The organism is Mucilaginibacter sp. (assembly GCF_041660805.1).
Taxonomy (GTDB): domain Bacteria; phylum Bacteroidota; class Bacteroidia; order Sphingobacteriales; family Sphingobacteriaceae; genus Mucilaginibacter.
In genome coordinates, this window is the sequence record NZ_JBAZVP010000009.1 from 130,736 (window position 1) to 146,356 (window position 15,621).

The 15,621-nt window shown below is 43.2% G+C and carries 13 protein-coding genes and 1 tRNA gene; 12 read left to right on the forward strand and 2 right to left on the reverse strand.

Annotated elements, in window-relative coordinates:
- Nucleotides 1-19: 19 nt before the first annotated feature.
- Entirely contained in the window at nucleotides 20-1,444 is a 1,425-nt protein-coding gene (locus WC743_RS13825) for an LptF/LptG family permease (RefSeq protein WP_373012626.1), read from the reverse strand.
- A gap of 96 nt (nucleotides 1,445-1,540) precedes the next feature.
- Entirely contained in the window at nucleotides 1,541-1,921 is a 381-nt protein-coding gene (locus WC743_RS13830) for an START-like domain-containing protein (protein ID WP_373012627.1), read from the reverse strand.
- A 112-nt stretch (nucleotides 1,922-2,033) separates the two neighbouring features.
- Between WC743_RS13830 and WC743_RS13835 the strand changes: the two genes are divergently transcribed.
- The 12 genes from WC743_RS13835 (at nucleotide 2,034) to WC743_RS13890 (ending at nucleotide 15,582) form a co-directional block, all read left to right on the forward strand.
- A tRNA-Met gene (locus WC743_RS13835) sits at nucleotides 2,034-2,107 on the forward strand.
- 534 nt (nucleotides 2,108-2,641) lie between these two features.
- Entirely contained in the window at nucleotides 2,642-3,202 is a 561-nt protein-coding gene (locus tag WC743_RS13840) for an RNA polymerase sigma factor (RefSeq protein WP_373012628.1), read from the forward strand.
- A gap of 74 nt (nucleotides 3,203-3,276) precedes the next feature.
- Complete coding sequence (locus tag WC743_RS13845) at nucleotides 3,277-4,428, forward strand: FecR family protein (RefSeq protein ID WP_373012630.1); 1,152 nt, start codon at nucleotides 3,277-3,279, stop codon at nucleotides 4,426-4,428.
- A 207-nt stretch (nucleotides 4,429-4,635) separates the two neighbouring features.
- On the forward strand, nucleotides 4,636-8,094 hold the full coding sequence (locus WC743_RS13850) for a TonB-dependent receptor (protein ID WP_373012632.1): 3,459 nt from the start codon (nucleotides 4,636-4,638) through the stop codon (nucleotides 8,092-8,094).
- A 21-nt stretch (nucleotides 8,095-8,115) separates the two neighbouring features.
- On the forward strand, nucleotides 8,116-9,546 hold the full coding sequence (locus WC743_RS13855) for a RagB/SusD family nutrient uptake outer membrane protein (RefSeq protein WP_373012634.1): 1,431 nt from the start codon (nucleotides 8,116-8,118) through the stop codon (nucleotides 9,544-9,546).
- 31 nt (nucleotides 9,547-9,577) lie between these two features.
- On the forward strand, nucleotides 9,578-10,990 hold the full coding sequence (locus WC743_RS13860; protein ID WP_373012636.1) for a glycoside hydrolase family 28 protein: 1,413 nt from the start codon (nucleotides 9,578-9,580) through the stop codon (nucleotides 10,988-10,990).
- Nucleotides 10,991-11,074: 84 nt separating this feature from the next.
- Nucleotides 11,075-12,529, forward strand: a complete 1,455-nt coding sequence (locus tag WC743_RS13865) for a hypothetical protein (RefSeq protein WP_373012637.1) — start codon at nucleotides 11,075-11,077, stop codon at nucleotides 12,527-12,529.
- Between the two features lie 5 nt (nucleotides 12,530-12,534).
- On the forward strand, nucleotides 12,535-12,696 hold the full coding sequence (locus tag WC743_RS13870) for a glycoside hydrolase domain-containing protein (RefSeq protein WP_373012639.1): 162 nt from the start codon (nucleotides 12,535-12,537) through the stop codon (nucleotides 12,694-12,696).
- A gap of 11 nt (nucleotides 12,697-12,707) precedes the next feature.
- Nucleotides 12,708-13,937 carry an alpha/beta hydrolase family protein gene (locus WC743_RS13875; RefSeq protein ID WP_373012641.1) on the forward strand — a complete coding sequence of 410 codons (1,230 nt, stop codon included), beginning with the start codon at nucleotides 12,708-12,710 and terminating at the stop codon, nucleotides 13,935-13,937.
- A 5-nt stretch (nucleotides 13,938-13,942) separates the two neighbouring features.
- Complete coding sequence (locus WC743_RS13880; RefSeq protein ID WP_373012642.1) at nucleotides 13,943-14,488, forward strand: glycoside hydrolase family 97 C-terminal domain-containing protein; 546 nt, start codon at nucleotides 13,943-13,945, stop codon at nucleotides 14,486-14,488.
- Between the two features lie 6 nt (nucleotides 14,489-14,494).
- Nucleotides 14,495-15,301, forward strand: a complete 807-nt coding sequence (locus WC743_RS13885) for a rhamnogalacturonan acetylesterase (RefSeq protein WP_373012644.1) — start codon at nucleotides 14,495-14,497, stop codon at nucleotides 15,299-15,301.
- Nucleotides 15,301-15,582 (forward strand): hypothetical protein, encoded by a 282-nt coding sequence (locus WC743_RS13890; protein ID WP_373012646.1) that lies wholly within the window; start codon nucleotides 15,301-15,303, stop codon nucleotides 15,580-15,582. The genes WC743_RS13885 and WC743_RS13890 overlap by 1 nt, the downstream gene beginning before the upstream one ends.
- The last annotated feature ends 39 nt before the right edge of the window (nucleotides 15,583-15,621 follow it).

The following is a 15,621-nucleotide window of genomic DNA, read 5'->3' on the forward strand; positions in this document are numbered from 1 at the left end:
AGGTCGGTATTTTGTAAAACTATATGGGTTTAACCTCTTTACGAAAACGGAGACGCTTAAAGAAGCGTTTGTACATTTCCATATCAAACAAAGCGGAGTCAGTAGCGGCCTTGTAAGTAAGAAACAATCCGACCGGAAATAATACTGCTACAGCTACCCAGGCACCAATTAATGGCGACAGGTTGCCTTCCTTGGCAGACTTTTCGCCAATGGTACCGATAATATAATAAATAAGGAAAAAGATCACGGAAACTACAACCGGCAAACCTAACCCACCTTTGCGGATAATAGCCCCTAATGGTGCCCCTATCAGGAACAGAACAATACACCCTGCAGAAAGGACAAACTTTTTATGGTACTCCATTATATACCTGCGGATACTTTTTGTGGTGTCTTTATAATTGTTAGTACGCAGTTTTAATGCTTCCTGTATCTGGCGTACTTCGCTCGATGCATTATTAAATGCATTAAGATTATCGTTTACGCTATGTAATAGTAAACTATCTGCAGGGATTGGTTTTTTAACAGTTCTGGAGGTTTTAGGAATTGTAAAATATTTGATATTAGGTATAATTAACCTGTAATTAGCATTTACGCTGCTATCAACCTGCCTTCCGGTAGAGTCAATATAGCGTTGCAACTGCTTCAAATTCATCATCATTGAAGCTTGCCTGAATTCATTTTCATCGGTATGCTTCATTTTAAGATCTGAAAGATCAAACCGTTGTTCGGTCTCCTTAAAACGGAAACGCGTTAGGCGCTGGCGCTGATTATAATTCACCTCGCCCGGAGATTCTTCATACCTAACTCCATCTTTTAGCTTCAAAATAAGAAAAAGGTCGTCCTTGGTACGATACATTTGCCCAGACTTGGCAAAAGTAACAATATGGTTAATATCAATCACACCGCGCTGGTAGATCATAATGTCATATAATGTTTGCCCGTCGGGATCTTTTCTTTTTACCCTGATGGTATATCCAGGAAAACGACTGCTAAAAATATTTTCGGGTATCAGATCGGCCGACTTTTGCTTGCGGGCATCATACAATAAAGAATAGTATTTAAGGTTGGCCACCGGCAGCATATAATCTGAGAATATAAAGGCTGCTACACTTATCACAAAAACTACCACCATCATGGGGTACATGGCCCGGCGCAATGAGATCCCTGCAGATTTAATAGCTACCAGCTCGTAGTTCTCTCCCAGGCTCCCGTAGGTCATGATAGAAGAAAGCAGTACAGATAATGGCAGCGCCATAGCAAGATTTGTGGCCGAATTATACATCATCAGTTCAAGGATGATATACCACGCAAAACCTTTGCCTATCAAATCATCAATGTATTTGAATAAAAATAGCATCAGCAGCACAAACATCACTATCAATAAGGTGACTATAAAAGGCCTTATAAATGATTTAAGCAATAACAGATGTATTTTTTTCATTAGGGCATTTGTATACAGGGAAGAAACGGCCATGCATGCAAATAATTGTTATGTGCACAGCGTTTCATGATACAAAAATAAGGAAATTTAAAATGCTTAAGCGCCCAGCGTACTTATAAGGTAGTCTATCTGGTTATCCCAAATTTGCTTACGCTCTGCAATAGTATCTTCAGTAGCAAAATCGGTTATGCTTAAAGCCACATCATTAGTAAGCTCATCCTGGATAATTTCCATCTCGAAATAGCATTGCGGCTCATCGTCAATCCATTTAAAACGCACCAGTTTATTCTCTTTTATGGCTACCAACTTGGCGTTTTGCTTCTCTCCATCCCATGTAAAAGTGTATATCTGGTCCCTTACGCTCACATCATCAGCAAACCATTGAGTCAATCCATTTGCTTCATTAAGGAATGTGTATAGTATTCTGGGTGAGGATTTTATTTCGTACTCAATAGTAAATTTCTTCTTTTCAGACATAGGGGTTTCCAAGCTCAATAGCCATTAAGGTGTAAATGTTAACATTTTTTCTAAAGAAAACGAATTTCTGCTATATTTGCAAACCTTTTTAAGGAACCATCAAAATATATCCGGCGGGGTAGCTCAGATGGTTAGAGCGTAGGATTCATAACCCTAAGGTCGGCAGTTCGATCCTGCTCCCCGCTACTTTTCAAGTAAAAAGCCTTGAAGTTCGAACTTCTCTATTGAGAATTAAGCACTTTCAAGGCTTTTTCTTTTTCTTATAAGATTGACTGTTTTACAGGATATTTCTATTAAACATTGACAATCAAATAAATAAATGTTCGATCCTGCTTCGGTTAACCCAACCGGCATAATTACATAATGTACTGATAACCAAAGCAATTAATGATTTGACCAATGTTTTCATCCTTAATAGGTCCATCGATCGTTGTTTTTTGTCCTTTCCTTTCGATATTCGTAATACGCAACCTTAGTTAGGCGGGTGAAATTGTCGTTACGCTATATGCTGTATTAGTGATTTAGATATGCGCCAAAGTTTCTTTTTTCAATCCTTAAGATGAAAAAATATTAACAATTTAATTGCGGTTCAATAATCCTTAGCCTTAAAATAATCCTATTGAATTTAATATCGCAATCCAAAGAAATTATTTAACATTGGCCAGTTATTTCTTAACTTTATATAACCCGTTATATCCTTAAATGGCTGATTATCGCTTCATGACTGATACAGAATTAACTGTCCTGCTTAAACAGGGAGATCAAGGGGCTTTCACGCATATTTACAATACACACTGGAAATTGCTCTTCCGCACCGCGTATCATATTTTGCAAGATCATACAACCGCGCAAGATATTGTTCAAAACGTTTTTATCAGCTTATGGCAACGGCGGGGCGAAGCCACTATATTAAACTTAAAAGCTTATTTGCAGCAGGCAACCCGGTTCGGCGTTTTTAAAGCGATCAGGAAGCTGAAGCATGATCAGATGTTCTTTGATCGTTTGGCACAGGTTACTGTAGATATTATTACTGATAACCCTTTACTGTTTAAGGAGCAGCAGCAACTGATCAAAAATTTAGTAGATACCTTACCCGAGGAATGTAAAGAAACATTCCGCCTCAGCAGGGAAGAAAACATGACCTATAAACAAATCGCTGCCTTGCTGGATATTTCTGAAAAAACGGTTGAAAAACGCTTGTCAAAATCTTTAAAGCACCTTAGGCAGGGGTTAAGCCTGGGTATGTGTATCACTATTCTTACCGTTATAACCGGACGCTAAACTTCCATCCAATATTTAATTTCATTTTACCGTAGGGTGTCGCCTGCTTTTGGGTACTTGTAATAAACAGCACCATGGAAAGGCATATCTTTTTAAACCTATTAGATAGATACATTGAAGGCAGCACAACCCCGCAGGAGCAAAGCCTGCTTGAAGAATATTACAAAAGATTAGATACACGCTCGGATCTGGAATTGTCTGTACAGGAAGAAGAGACCGTGCGACTTGCTATGCTCCAAAATATTCAAGCGCGCTTATCAGTTCAGGAACCTGCGGTACCGTTAATCTCAAAACGCTCGTTTAAATTATGGTATGCTGCCGCCTCTATTTTACTTATGCTTTCTGTTGGAGGGTACTTTTACCTTAACCAGGCTAAGCCGGTAAATAAAATTGCTAAAACGACTGTAAGTGATATTACACCAGGCTCTAATAAGGCTATTTTAACTTTAAGCAATGGCAAGCAGCTAATTTTAACCAATGCGGCTAATGGATTATTGGCCAGCCAGGGAGCAACAAAAATTATCAAAAAATCAAATGGCCAAATTGTTTATAATGCCCCGGGCCCGGCAATACAATCCATAACAGCACCTGCATATAATACCATTTCAGTCCCCAGGGGTGGCCAATATCAAATTGTTTTGCCTGATGGTAGTAAGGTTTTGCTTAACGCCGCATCTTCACTCACTTATCCAACCACTTTTACTGGTAATACCAGGCATGTAGAACTGAAAGGCGAGGCTTATTTTGAAGTGGCAAAAAACAAGGAAAAGCCGTTTATAGTTAAAGCCAATGATGCAGAAATAAAAGTGTTAGGCACACATTTTAATGTTTCTGCCTATGCAGATGATGCTGCTATTACCGCAACACTGCTGGAAGGGGCTGTACGGATGAGTAAAGGCGACATCAGTAAGTTGTTAAATCCCGGGCAGCAGGGTATTACTTTGAATAATCAAACCGGCATCGCATTGAAAAATGCCAATGTGGAACAAGTAATGGCCTGGGCTAATGGCAATTTTGTATTTAATGATGTGAGCATAAAAGAGGTTATGAAAATTGCTGCCCGCTGGTATGATATAGAGGTAGAATATCATGGCAACGTGCAGGTTAAAAAATTCGGTGGTACCACATCAAGGTATAAAAACCTCACAGAGTTACTTGACAATATGAGCGAAACAGGGCGTATCCACTATAAAATTGAGGGAAGGAAGGTAATACTTATGAATTAAATACTACTAAAACATAGGTATTTAACAAAATGCCGGAAGCGTTCCACCGCTCCCGGCAACAGATATGGGAACTGTTGTTAAGTACCGTCAACGATCGCATTTCAAAACAACCAATTTTTCGATTAACCTAACACTCAAATGTATAAAATTTATACTGCAATAAAATGCGGGGAATACTCCTGCATTACACGTAAATTATTGTTGATTATGAGACTGTCTTATTTTTTATGTCTTATATCTTTCATGCAGGTCAGTGCGGCCTCCATTGCGCAAAAGATCAATTTAGATAAAAATAACGCTTCGCTGCGCGAAACATTGAATGATATCCGCCATCAAAGCGGCTATAGCATTTTTTATGATGTGGACCTGATCAGTAAGGCCAGCAATATTGATGTTCATGTAAAAAATGCCTCTATAGAAGATGCTTTAAAACAATGCTTTGCCAACCAGCCTTTTGATTATAAGATCAAAGAAAGAACCATCTTGATCATCCCAAAAGCAGACCAGACTCTTAAAGCCCCGGTTGAACTGGCCGTTACTATAACCGGTAAAGTAACCGATGACCATAACCAGCCTTTACCCGGTGCAACGGTAAGGGTTAAAGATTCGCCAACTGCGGTAGCTACCAATAACGATGGCCTTTTTAAAATAACCGCGCCTAACGAGCAAAGCATCCTGGTTTTCTCAATGATTGGTTATGAAACCCAGGAAATTACTATTGGGAAGAATATTTCTTTGAACATTGTTTTAAAAGAACAGAATACCGGCCTTAATGAAATTGTGGTGGTTGGTTTCGGCACCCAAAAGAAAAAGGACCTGACCGGCGCGGTTTCGTCCTTAAAAAAAGCAGATATTGAAAACCAGGCAACGCCTAACATCCTGACTGCCATTGCCGGCCAAATGCCGGGTGTTGATGTTAAACAGAGCGATGCCACACCTGGTGGTAACCCGGTGATCAGGATACGTGGTACGGGATCATTAGGCGGCGGTGGGGCCAGTAATGCCCCGCTTTATGTGGTTGACGGTATCCCGCTGGAAGATGCCACCGGCATCAATGCCATTAATTCAAGCGATATCGAATCCATAGATGTACTTAAAGATGCGGCTTCGGCGGCCATTTACGGTGCCCGTGGCGGCAACGGTATTATATTGATCACCACCAAAAAAGGTAAGTTGGGCAACCCTACTATTGATTTTGCTTACTCCAGCGGTTTGCAGGTTTTGCCGAAACAGATAGAGGTGCTAAACCGTGACCAGAACATTCAATACATGAAGGAATTAACCGCTGCCAACTGGGCATCGGTAGGTGGCAACCCGGCTACACCAAATGGGTCACGTACTTTTTCCGGTAGTTTTGCCCCCTATAATTACATTCCCGCTTTTGATAACCCCGACACTATTGCCAACACCAACTGGCAGAATGAGATCTATCACCGAGCCATTCAGTCTAATTACCAGGTAGGCGTTCAGGGCGGATCAGAAAAATTTAAATATTTCGCATCCGGTAATTATTATAAGCAGGACGGTATCATCAGGCGCACCGGTTTCGACCGTTATACCGCCAGGGTAAACATAGAGTCTACCATCAGCAAAACGGTTAAGATGGGGCTTAATTTTACACCATCCTACACTAAAAATAATAATTTGCCAACTAACGGGCACTGGAGCGGGGCGCCTGGTGGCGAGGCAGTAACCATATCCACTTCGCTTTTAATGCCGCCCACCATCCCGGCACGCTACCCTAACGGGCTTTACGGTATGACAGAAGGGTACCAACTATATTATAACACTCATGCCTATAACCGTTACCTGAGCCCTATACAACCCATATACGAGCAGGCTTACCGCAATACTTCGGCCACTAACCGCTATTTAGGTACCGTTTATATTGATGTAACGCCGCTGAAGAATTTATCCTTCAGAAGCAGTATTGGTATGGACTGGCGCGCTACAGAGAATAGTTTTTACCATCCAAGTACAGTATCATCAGCAGTTAACGGTGTATTAATACCCAGCTTTCCGGGTACCAGGGCCTCAAACATTGTGGCCAACGAGTCGAAAAATACATACCGTACCATCAGTTGGGATAACACGGTTAACTATCGTCGCTTGTTTGACAAGTATCACGATGTAACTTTTGTAGGCGGTTACTCCGTTCAGCAATTCCATACCGAAGGTGTTTCAGTTGCCGGGCAGGCCAATACCTTTATTAATGATTTGGTGCCATCTCCGGCCGGGGCCTCTATCCGGAATGGTAACTATAGCGCCAGTGAATATGCGCTGATCGGCTTTTTTGGCCGCTTAAGTTACTCCTACAAAGGTAAATACCTGTTATCCGGTTCGTTACGTAATGACGCTTCCAGCCGTTTTCCCGAAGTTAGCCGCCACGGTTGGTTCCCGGCCATATCTGCCGGCTGGCGTATAAATGAAGAATCCTTTTTTAAAGCGATTAATTTTGTAAGCGACCTTAAATTAAGGGTAAGCTATGGTGTAACAGGTAATTATCCTACTAACCTGTATCCCTACCAGGCGGTGCTTAACCAACTGAATTATAATTTTAACGATGTACAGGCCGGCGGCCTGGTACCAAGCGGTATTTTAAATGATAAGCTGACCTGGGAAACCAATAAGCAGGTGAATATCGGCTTTGATGTTGGCGTGTTTAACAACCGGATCAATTTTTCTCTCGACTATTATAAACGGAACACCACCAATTTATTATACACCATACCAATCCCGGCTATTTCGGGTTATGTAAACACATTTGGTAACGTTGGCGAAATTGAGAACAAAGGGCTGGAACTGAACTTGTCTTCGGTTAATATTAAAACCAGCAATTTTACCTGGGGTACCAATTTCAATATCGGCGGTAACCAAAATAAAATTGTTCACTTAGGTACAAACGATGCTGATATTATTACTACCGGGGATAATCCGCTGGTAACTATTTTAAGGGTTGGCCAGCCTTTAGGGATGTTTTACGGTTACAAAACCGCCGGTATTTTTATGAACCAGGCAGATGTGTTGGCCAACCCCAGCATGAAATTTAATGCTTCCAGCGGCCCCGGCGATACCAAATTTGTTGATGTGGATGGTAACGGCACTATCACGCCTAACGACCGCACGCTGTTAGGGAACCCGGCCCCTAAGTTTACTTATGGCATAACCAACAATTTTAAGTATAAGGATTTTGATCTGAGTATCCAGTTACAGGGGCTGCAGGGTGGTAAAACGTTCTTTTTATTAGAACGCTTTATTGCCACTGGGCTAACCACCTCTAACCAATTGAGCGAGTATGCACTTAACCGGTGGAAATCTGATGCGGAACCGGGTGATGGTATTATGCCACGGGCGCAAATACAAGCCCGCGGGCCATCAGTGGGATTGAGCGAAAGTTCGCTAAACCGATGGTTGTATGATGGGACTTACCTGCGCGTCAGAAATATCGCGCTGGGTTATAACATACCCGGTAAGTATATTAAAAAACTGGGCTTAAGGTCTGTAAGGGCTGTTTTAACCGCGCAAAATGTTTACACCTTCACAAAATATATAGGTTACAGCCCTGATAGCAATCATTTTGGGGAACAGGCGAGCGTACAGTCGGTTGATTATGGCGTTTACCCGCAGGCACGTGTTTTCACGTTCGGCTTAAACGTAGGATTATAAGCATTAAACATAAAAATCATTATGAAAAAATATATTATAAGCACAATGATGCTATTACTTTTTGCCGGTTGCAAAAAAAGCATTCTTGACCTTTATCCTTTAACAGCGGGCAACGTAAAGGATTTCTACAAATCGTCCACCGATTTTCAATACGCGGTAACCGGCCTTTATGCCACTTTGCGAACCGAAGGTATTGTAAATGAATTTGTATTGGGCGACCTGCCTACCGATGACACCTATACCGCATCGGGCCGTTTAATTGCCGGTGAGCCGGATTATGATAACCTTACCGTTTTTCCTTCCACTTCTGCAGCCAGTACCATTTTAGCTAACCGGTGGAATAATTGCTATGTGGGTGTTAACAGGGCCAATAAGATCATTGGCCAGATTGACCCTATTGCCATGGATGCGGCATTGAAAAAGCAATATAAAGGCGAGGCGGATTTTTTTAGGGCCTTTTATTATTTCACCCTGATAAAAACCTTTGGCGATGTACCTTTGGTCACGTCATCTTTAGCCACCGTAAGCGAATCGTACGATTATGGCCGTGAGAGTAAAGTTAAGATATACGCCCAAATTCAGCAGGACCTGACCGAGGCCATCAGTTTGTTACCGGCAACTTATACCAGTACAGATCTGGGCCGGGTGAGCAGTGTTTCGGCCAAGGCCTTATTGGGCCGGGTGCTGTTGTTCCAAAGCAAGTTTGCCGAAGCCGCGCCAATACTTAAATCGGCTATTGATAACCCGGGGACATACGGGCTTGTGACCACAGGCTACGCCACTATTTTTGCTTATAATAATGGCGGCAATAAAGAGATACTTTTTGCCAATCAATATTCGGGCGCGGTAGTGGGTCAGCAATCAGGTATTACTAATGTTTTTTCACAAACCAATTTCCCTACGCCCGATGTTTATGCCGCGTTTGAAGCCGGTGACCTTAGGCGTGATGTTTCTATCCTGGGCATACCGGGTACCACTGGTGTGGTCCGCAAATTTATTGACCCGGTTACGGGGCAATTGGGCGGGATGGATAACCCTATCATCAGGTTTTCGGATGTGCTGCTCATGTATGCCGAATGCCTGAATGAAGCCGGGGATGTACCCGGCGCGCTGCCTTATATTAACCAGGTGAGGGCAAGGGCGTTTGGTAACACAACACATAATTATCAAAACACCAATCCGGCTATAGCCAGTACTTATGTTTCAGGGCAAACCGATCTTAGAGATAAAATTTTAAAAGAGCGCCGCCTTGAATTTTGTTTCGAAGGGCAGCGTTTTTGGGATTTGGTAAGAACCAACCACTTCGATATCCTGAATGCCTATTTTAGCAATAGTAAAATTTTGGTTAATGGTAGTATTGAGCAAATTAAGGATTATCAAAAACTCTATCCGGTACCGCAAAGTATCCTTGATATTAATCCATCAAAATATACCCAAAACCCAGGTTATTAAGAATTAAAATTCCACTTAAACGTATTTTATAATGCATTTCAGGATCATGGTTATCTTGACATGGGTGTGCTGTATCACAGCCGCCCATGCTCAAACCTATAATATATTAGACTATCATGCCGTGCCGGATGGAAAAACGGCGAATACGCAGATGATTCAGCGGGCGGTAGATGATTGCGCCGGGCATGGCGGCGGTACCGTACTGGTACCGGCAGGCGTGTTTGCAACGGGTATGATCGTTTTAAAAAGCCGGGTGGAGCTTCACCTGAATGCAGGCGCGGTATTGCAGGCCATAGCCGGTCAATCCAAATATCTAAGCCTGGTACTGATAGACCAGGCCGAGCAGGTATCCATTACCGGAGCGGGTACATTGTTTGGCAGTGGCAAAAGTTTTACCGTACAGGAATCTTTCCCCAACAGGCCAACTGTGCTGTATGTAAGGAATAGCAAGCATGTCAGTATAACAAACATCACCCTAAAACATGCCGCGGCCTGGACCCTGCGCCTGCAAGGATGCGAGGGTGTCCTTATTAAAGGTATCACTATTTATTCGCACGCTAATTTTAATAATGATGGTATTGATATAGACAGCAAAGATGTGATCATTTCCGATTGTAATATTGACAGCAGTGACGATGGGATCTGTTTGAAAAGTGAGGACCCGGATAAGCTTTGCGAAAACATCACCATAACCAATTGCCTCATCGCGTCAAATTGTAATTTTATTAAAATGGGTACGGGTTCGGTATCCGGTTTTAAGAATATTACCATCAGCAATTGCGTTTTACGCAAAGCGTCCGAATCGCCCTTGCATCACTGGTATACCCCGGCCACAAATTTTATTACAGATACCATTACCGGCATTAGCGGGATAGCCCTGGAAGTTGTAGACGGCGGGCAAATGGATCAGGTAAGCATCTCGAACATCAGTATGGTGGGAGTACAAACGCCTATTTTTATCCGCCTGGGTAGCCGTAAAAACCCTACGGGTTCGCTTAAAAATGTGATCATCAGTAACGTGGTAGCAACCTCGCGCAGTCGTATGGCCAGCACCATATCTGCCGTTAATGGTTTCTACATCGAAAATGTCACCTTACGGGATATCCTGATCAAAAGCCAGGGCGGAGGGACCGCTGCCGACGCGCAAAAGCCGGTGCCCGAAAGTGCCGATGCTTACCCCGAAAACCGGATGTTTGGCTGGAGCCTGCCGGCCTATGGGCTGTATGTGAGGCACGTTAAAAATCTCACTTTGGATAACGTGCAACTGCAACTGTTAAATCCCGATAACCGCCCTGCCATTTGGCTGGATGATGTGCAACAACTAAATGCAAATGCCCTGAAGATTGACCAACCGGCGGGCAACACCAAATGGCTAAAGCAGGTAAATGTTTCAGCGGTTAAAATCACCAATACTTATTTAAGATGCAAAACCAGAAAGTTTTGAAGATCATAAACGGCTGTTTAGCACCGTGTTTTTATTGAACAATTAACCAAATAATTATAAACCAGTAATCAAACCGACAACAAAATGAGAACTAACCCACTACAACGGATTACCTTGTCTTTAGCATTGTTAGTGCTTTTGATGATGTCGTGCAAAACTGAGAACCTTTTAGCGCTGAAACCCGGCACGACGACACTCAGGACTGAAAACGCCCCTGGGCAATTTATCGTAACCCCAAGAAAGGCCTCTGATTACATCAATTCTATCGGGGTAAATATACACATGCGATTTACGGCGTATAAAAACAACTTTGATAATATCATTTTTCCTAAACTAAAAACCCTTGGCATCAAAAACATTCGTGACGGTGTGCCATATAAAGGTTTTCTTAATGCTTCAGATACCGCTATCATTAAAAACCGTTTCATTAAGCTATATGATAGCCTTGGCATAAAGGTTACCTATGCTTTAGATAGCAAAAAACTGTTTGACAGTGTTGCCTTGCGTAATAGTGCATACTATCTGTCGGTTTTTAGAACTTCGGCTAAGCTACGCCAAACCATTCAAACACTTGAGGGGTTTAACGAGCCCGACCTTACCATTTATACCTGGGATACAACGCCTTCAAAATCGCAATGGGCCCAAATTACTTATGATATACAAAAAGGCTTGTATACCGGTGCGCATACGGGGTCTGATTTTGCCGGCATACCGGTAGTTAGCACCAGCCTCACGGCATATTGGCAAAACAGGCCACCCCTGGTAGCCGCCATAACACCGCACATCAGTACTTATTTTGACTATGCTAATTTTCATTGCTATGATGCCGGCAATGTCAATTGGAAAATGTTTCCCGCTACTTATTACGATCTTACCAAAAGCTTTTTCCCAACCATACAACAGGGAAAACCTTATATGATCACGGAAACCGGTTATGAAAATGCACGCTATTGGAACGTGCCGGGGTCGCCGGGATACCTTCAATCATCTTACCATTACCTATCAGAGCTTAGCTCAGGTAAGTATTATTCGGTGTTGTTTATGGAGCAAATGAAACGCGGCGCTGCCCGGGTTTATGCCTACGAATTCCTTGATCAAAACACCAGCGACCAAACCAGCAGTGAAAATAATTTCGGCTTAATACACACCGACGGTACAGTTAAACCGGCCTTTACCGCTATCAAAAATACCATCGATCTGTTAAAAGATGTCAATACAGCATTTACACCCACGCCATTAACTTATATGATGAGCGGTGACACTACTAATATCCGCACCTATTTATTTCAAAAAACGGATGGGCGTTATTATTTGGCGTTATGGCAAGGCCAGCCATCCGGGGTGAACTATGATTTTCCGAACTTCCAGGATCTGCCTGCCGACACTCAAAATATTTCCATCACGTTTACACAGCCGTTTGCCACAGCAAAAACATATAAGCCCATGGAGTCGGCTAACCCGATCACTTCGGGCATAAACATCGTGACGATGAATTTAGCCGTGCCGGATCAGTTGCTGATAATTGAATTGAAACCCTGATAGCTATGAATTTATCCGGCAAGTTTATTTTAGTTGAAAGTGTAACCCTCAACGGTAAGCCTTACTACAAGCCATACATTACCCATCAGGAATTGATGAGTGGCGGCACCATTACATTTATCATGGGGAGTAAACCTGTTTCGGCCAAAACCTCAACCAGTTATTAATTTCTGTACAGATGAAAAAGAGAATTATTCAAGCCTTTATCACCTTTATTATTTTTCATATTATCCCGGCATTGGCACAGCAAAAACAGGCACCATCAACCGGTTTGTTTACTTCCTGTCTTAAAATCGTTCCCACTTCCGTAAAAACAGTAAGTGTAAATACAGACAGCGTAGTAGTACGCCGGATAACGTTTACATCCCGCAAGGGTGTTAATACCATTTATGGGATAATAGCGTCACCTGCTGCGCCGGGTAAATACCCTGCCTTGTTAGTGATGCATGGCGGCGGCAGTTATGCCGATGAACTGGAAGGCTTTATCCGCAAGTATGCAGCACAGGGATATGTGGCTATGGCTGTTGATGAGCCCGGCATTTGCAACCCCGGCAAAGCAAAGCTATCCGAAGGCGCCTGGCGCAATCGGCCTAAGGAGCCCGATTCCAGGTTTGATATTGCCCAAAGTGTTGATAGCAGTACACTGGTAGATGCCGTAACAGCGGGCCTGGGCGCTTTTAATTTGCTGGAAAATGAAGTCAATGTTGATCGTAACTACATCGGCATTACTGGTTTTAGTTGGGGCGGCTATATGACTACTATGCTCTCCGGCCTGCTCGGTAACCGCGTGAAAGCCGCTTATGCTGTATTTGGCTGTGGTTTTTACGAAAAAGGATCGAACTGGAAAGATTTGCTGGGCACCATGCCCGAAAAAGAACGCATGGCCTGGCTGGCTAATTTTGATGCCGGCCGAAAAGCGCCCGGGATTAAATGCCCCTATTTTATAGAGGCCAGTGTAAACGACAAATACTTTTGGCCTGAAGCGGTAATGGCTACTTTAAACGCAGTAAATGCCCCCAAAAATTTGGTTTGGGGGCCAAACCTGGACCATGTGCGGCTTAATGCAGGCGAACGTATGCAGCAGCTGTATTTTGATTATTACCTCAAGCAGCAAGGCCAGCCTTTCGGCAAGGTTAATATCATAAAAACACGAACCATAAATAGGGGAAGCGATATTTTGGTTAATGTAACGATGCCGAAAAATATCAGAACCAACTCTGTTACGCTTTATTATGGCAAAAAAAATGCTGCAAGGGCTACCAAAAAATGGACGCCGGTTATAGCCGTACAAGTAAGCGCTCATACCTACAAAGTGAAATTGCCGGAAGGGATCCAGGCTGCCGGGGTAGATTATTACCTGATAGCTACCGATAATCGCAAAATTAAAACAGCAACTTATATACAATAATTAAAATGATGATCAACCGGAAGATAATAATAGCAGTTGCAGTATTGCTTGCCGTTATTCATACAGCCTTTGCTCAAAAAAACACAATTTCCCGGGGGAAAGTAAGGGCGGAATTTACGACGAACAGCCTGGGTGAAATGTTTTATTTGGTGGCTGCCGATCTTCCGGAAAATTATAAGGAGCATGCTGATGCGTTTCAATTTATAAAAGATGTGCCTGTAGATTGGGATGATACCAAAATATTAGCAGCCGAACCTGGCGATTATGTAACTATTGCCCGCAAAGAAAAAGGCAAATCCAACTGGTATATCGGGGCCATTACCGATGAGACTGAACGAAACGCGGTTATTCCGCTGAGTTTTTTAGATAAGGACTGGGAATATAAAGCCCGGATCTATAGCGACGCACCGGGCGCCGGCTTTAATACCAACCCCGAAGCTTATATCATTAAAGAACGGTTATTAAATAGCCGGGGTACTTTACATATCAGGCTGGCTGCCGGTGGTGGCTGTGCTGTGAGTATAGTACCGGTAAAACCTGCACATCGTTAAACGATTATGAAATTTAAGCACATGATTATCGGGGGGCTGGCTGTGGCAGCCGGCCTGTTTGCCGGCTTTAAAAAAGAGCGGCCGGCACTTTACCTGATCGGCGATTCCACTGTAGCTAACGCTCCGCCAGATAGCTTTATCCAGGGTTGGGGCGCGCATCTGGCTTCCTTTTTCGATACCACAAAGATCAGGCTACAGAACCGGGCGGTGCCCGGTACCAGCAGCCGGACCTACCAAACCAAAGGCGTTGTATCTACAGATCAATTAAAGAACGGCCTGTGGGACAGTGTAATGGTCACGCTGAAACCAGGTGATTTTGTCATTATGCAATTCGGGCACAATGATGACAGCCCGATTGATGATACCGCCCGGTCTCGGGGGAGCTTAAAAGGCACCGGCACCGATAGCGCGGTAATATTTAATCGTTTTTTAAAAAAGCAGGAAACCGTGCATACTTATGGCTGGTACCTTCGTAAATTTATATCAGATACCCGCTCGCGCGGGGCAGTGCCGGTCATCTGTTCGCCTATCCCGAAAGATTTATGGAAAGGTAGTCTGGTGGTCAGGAATACAGATGATTATGATAAGTGGTGCGCCGAAGTTGCTGCAAATACCGGCACTTTGTTTATCAACCTGAATAAAATGGTTGCCGATAAATATGATTTGGATGGGCAAGCCAGGGTTGATGCGCTTTACTTTGTGAAGGATCATATACATACCACACTGGCAGGCGCCCAAATTAACGCTGGTTTGGTAGCGTCCGGCATCCGTGAAAGCGATAGCCCGTTAAAAAAATATTTAAAAAAACAGTAATGAATATACTTAAAGGTTTGGTGATGGCATGGCTGCTGCTGATTGCTGTAAATGTGATGGCCAAGCAGCAGGAAGGCGCACAGGATTCCCTGGTGACTAATCTTCGTCAAAAGCTTGGCAGCCTGAAACTGGATGGTATAACTATTACCGATATCCAGTTTGTTCCGCAAGGTAATTATACGCCGGCAGCTACCGGTAAAGAACTGACGGATTTGCCGGATTTTTGCCGGGTAGCAGTCACGCTGCGGCCAGCGAGCGAAATGAAAAATTCGATAGATTAGTTTAGAGAATACCACAAGAATTATGAGATGGCCTCTAAT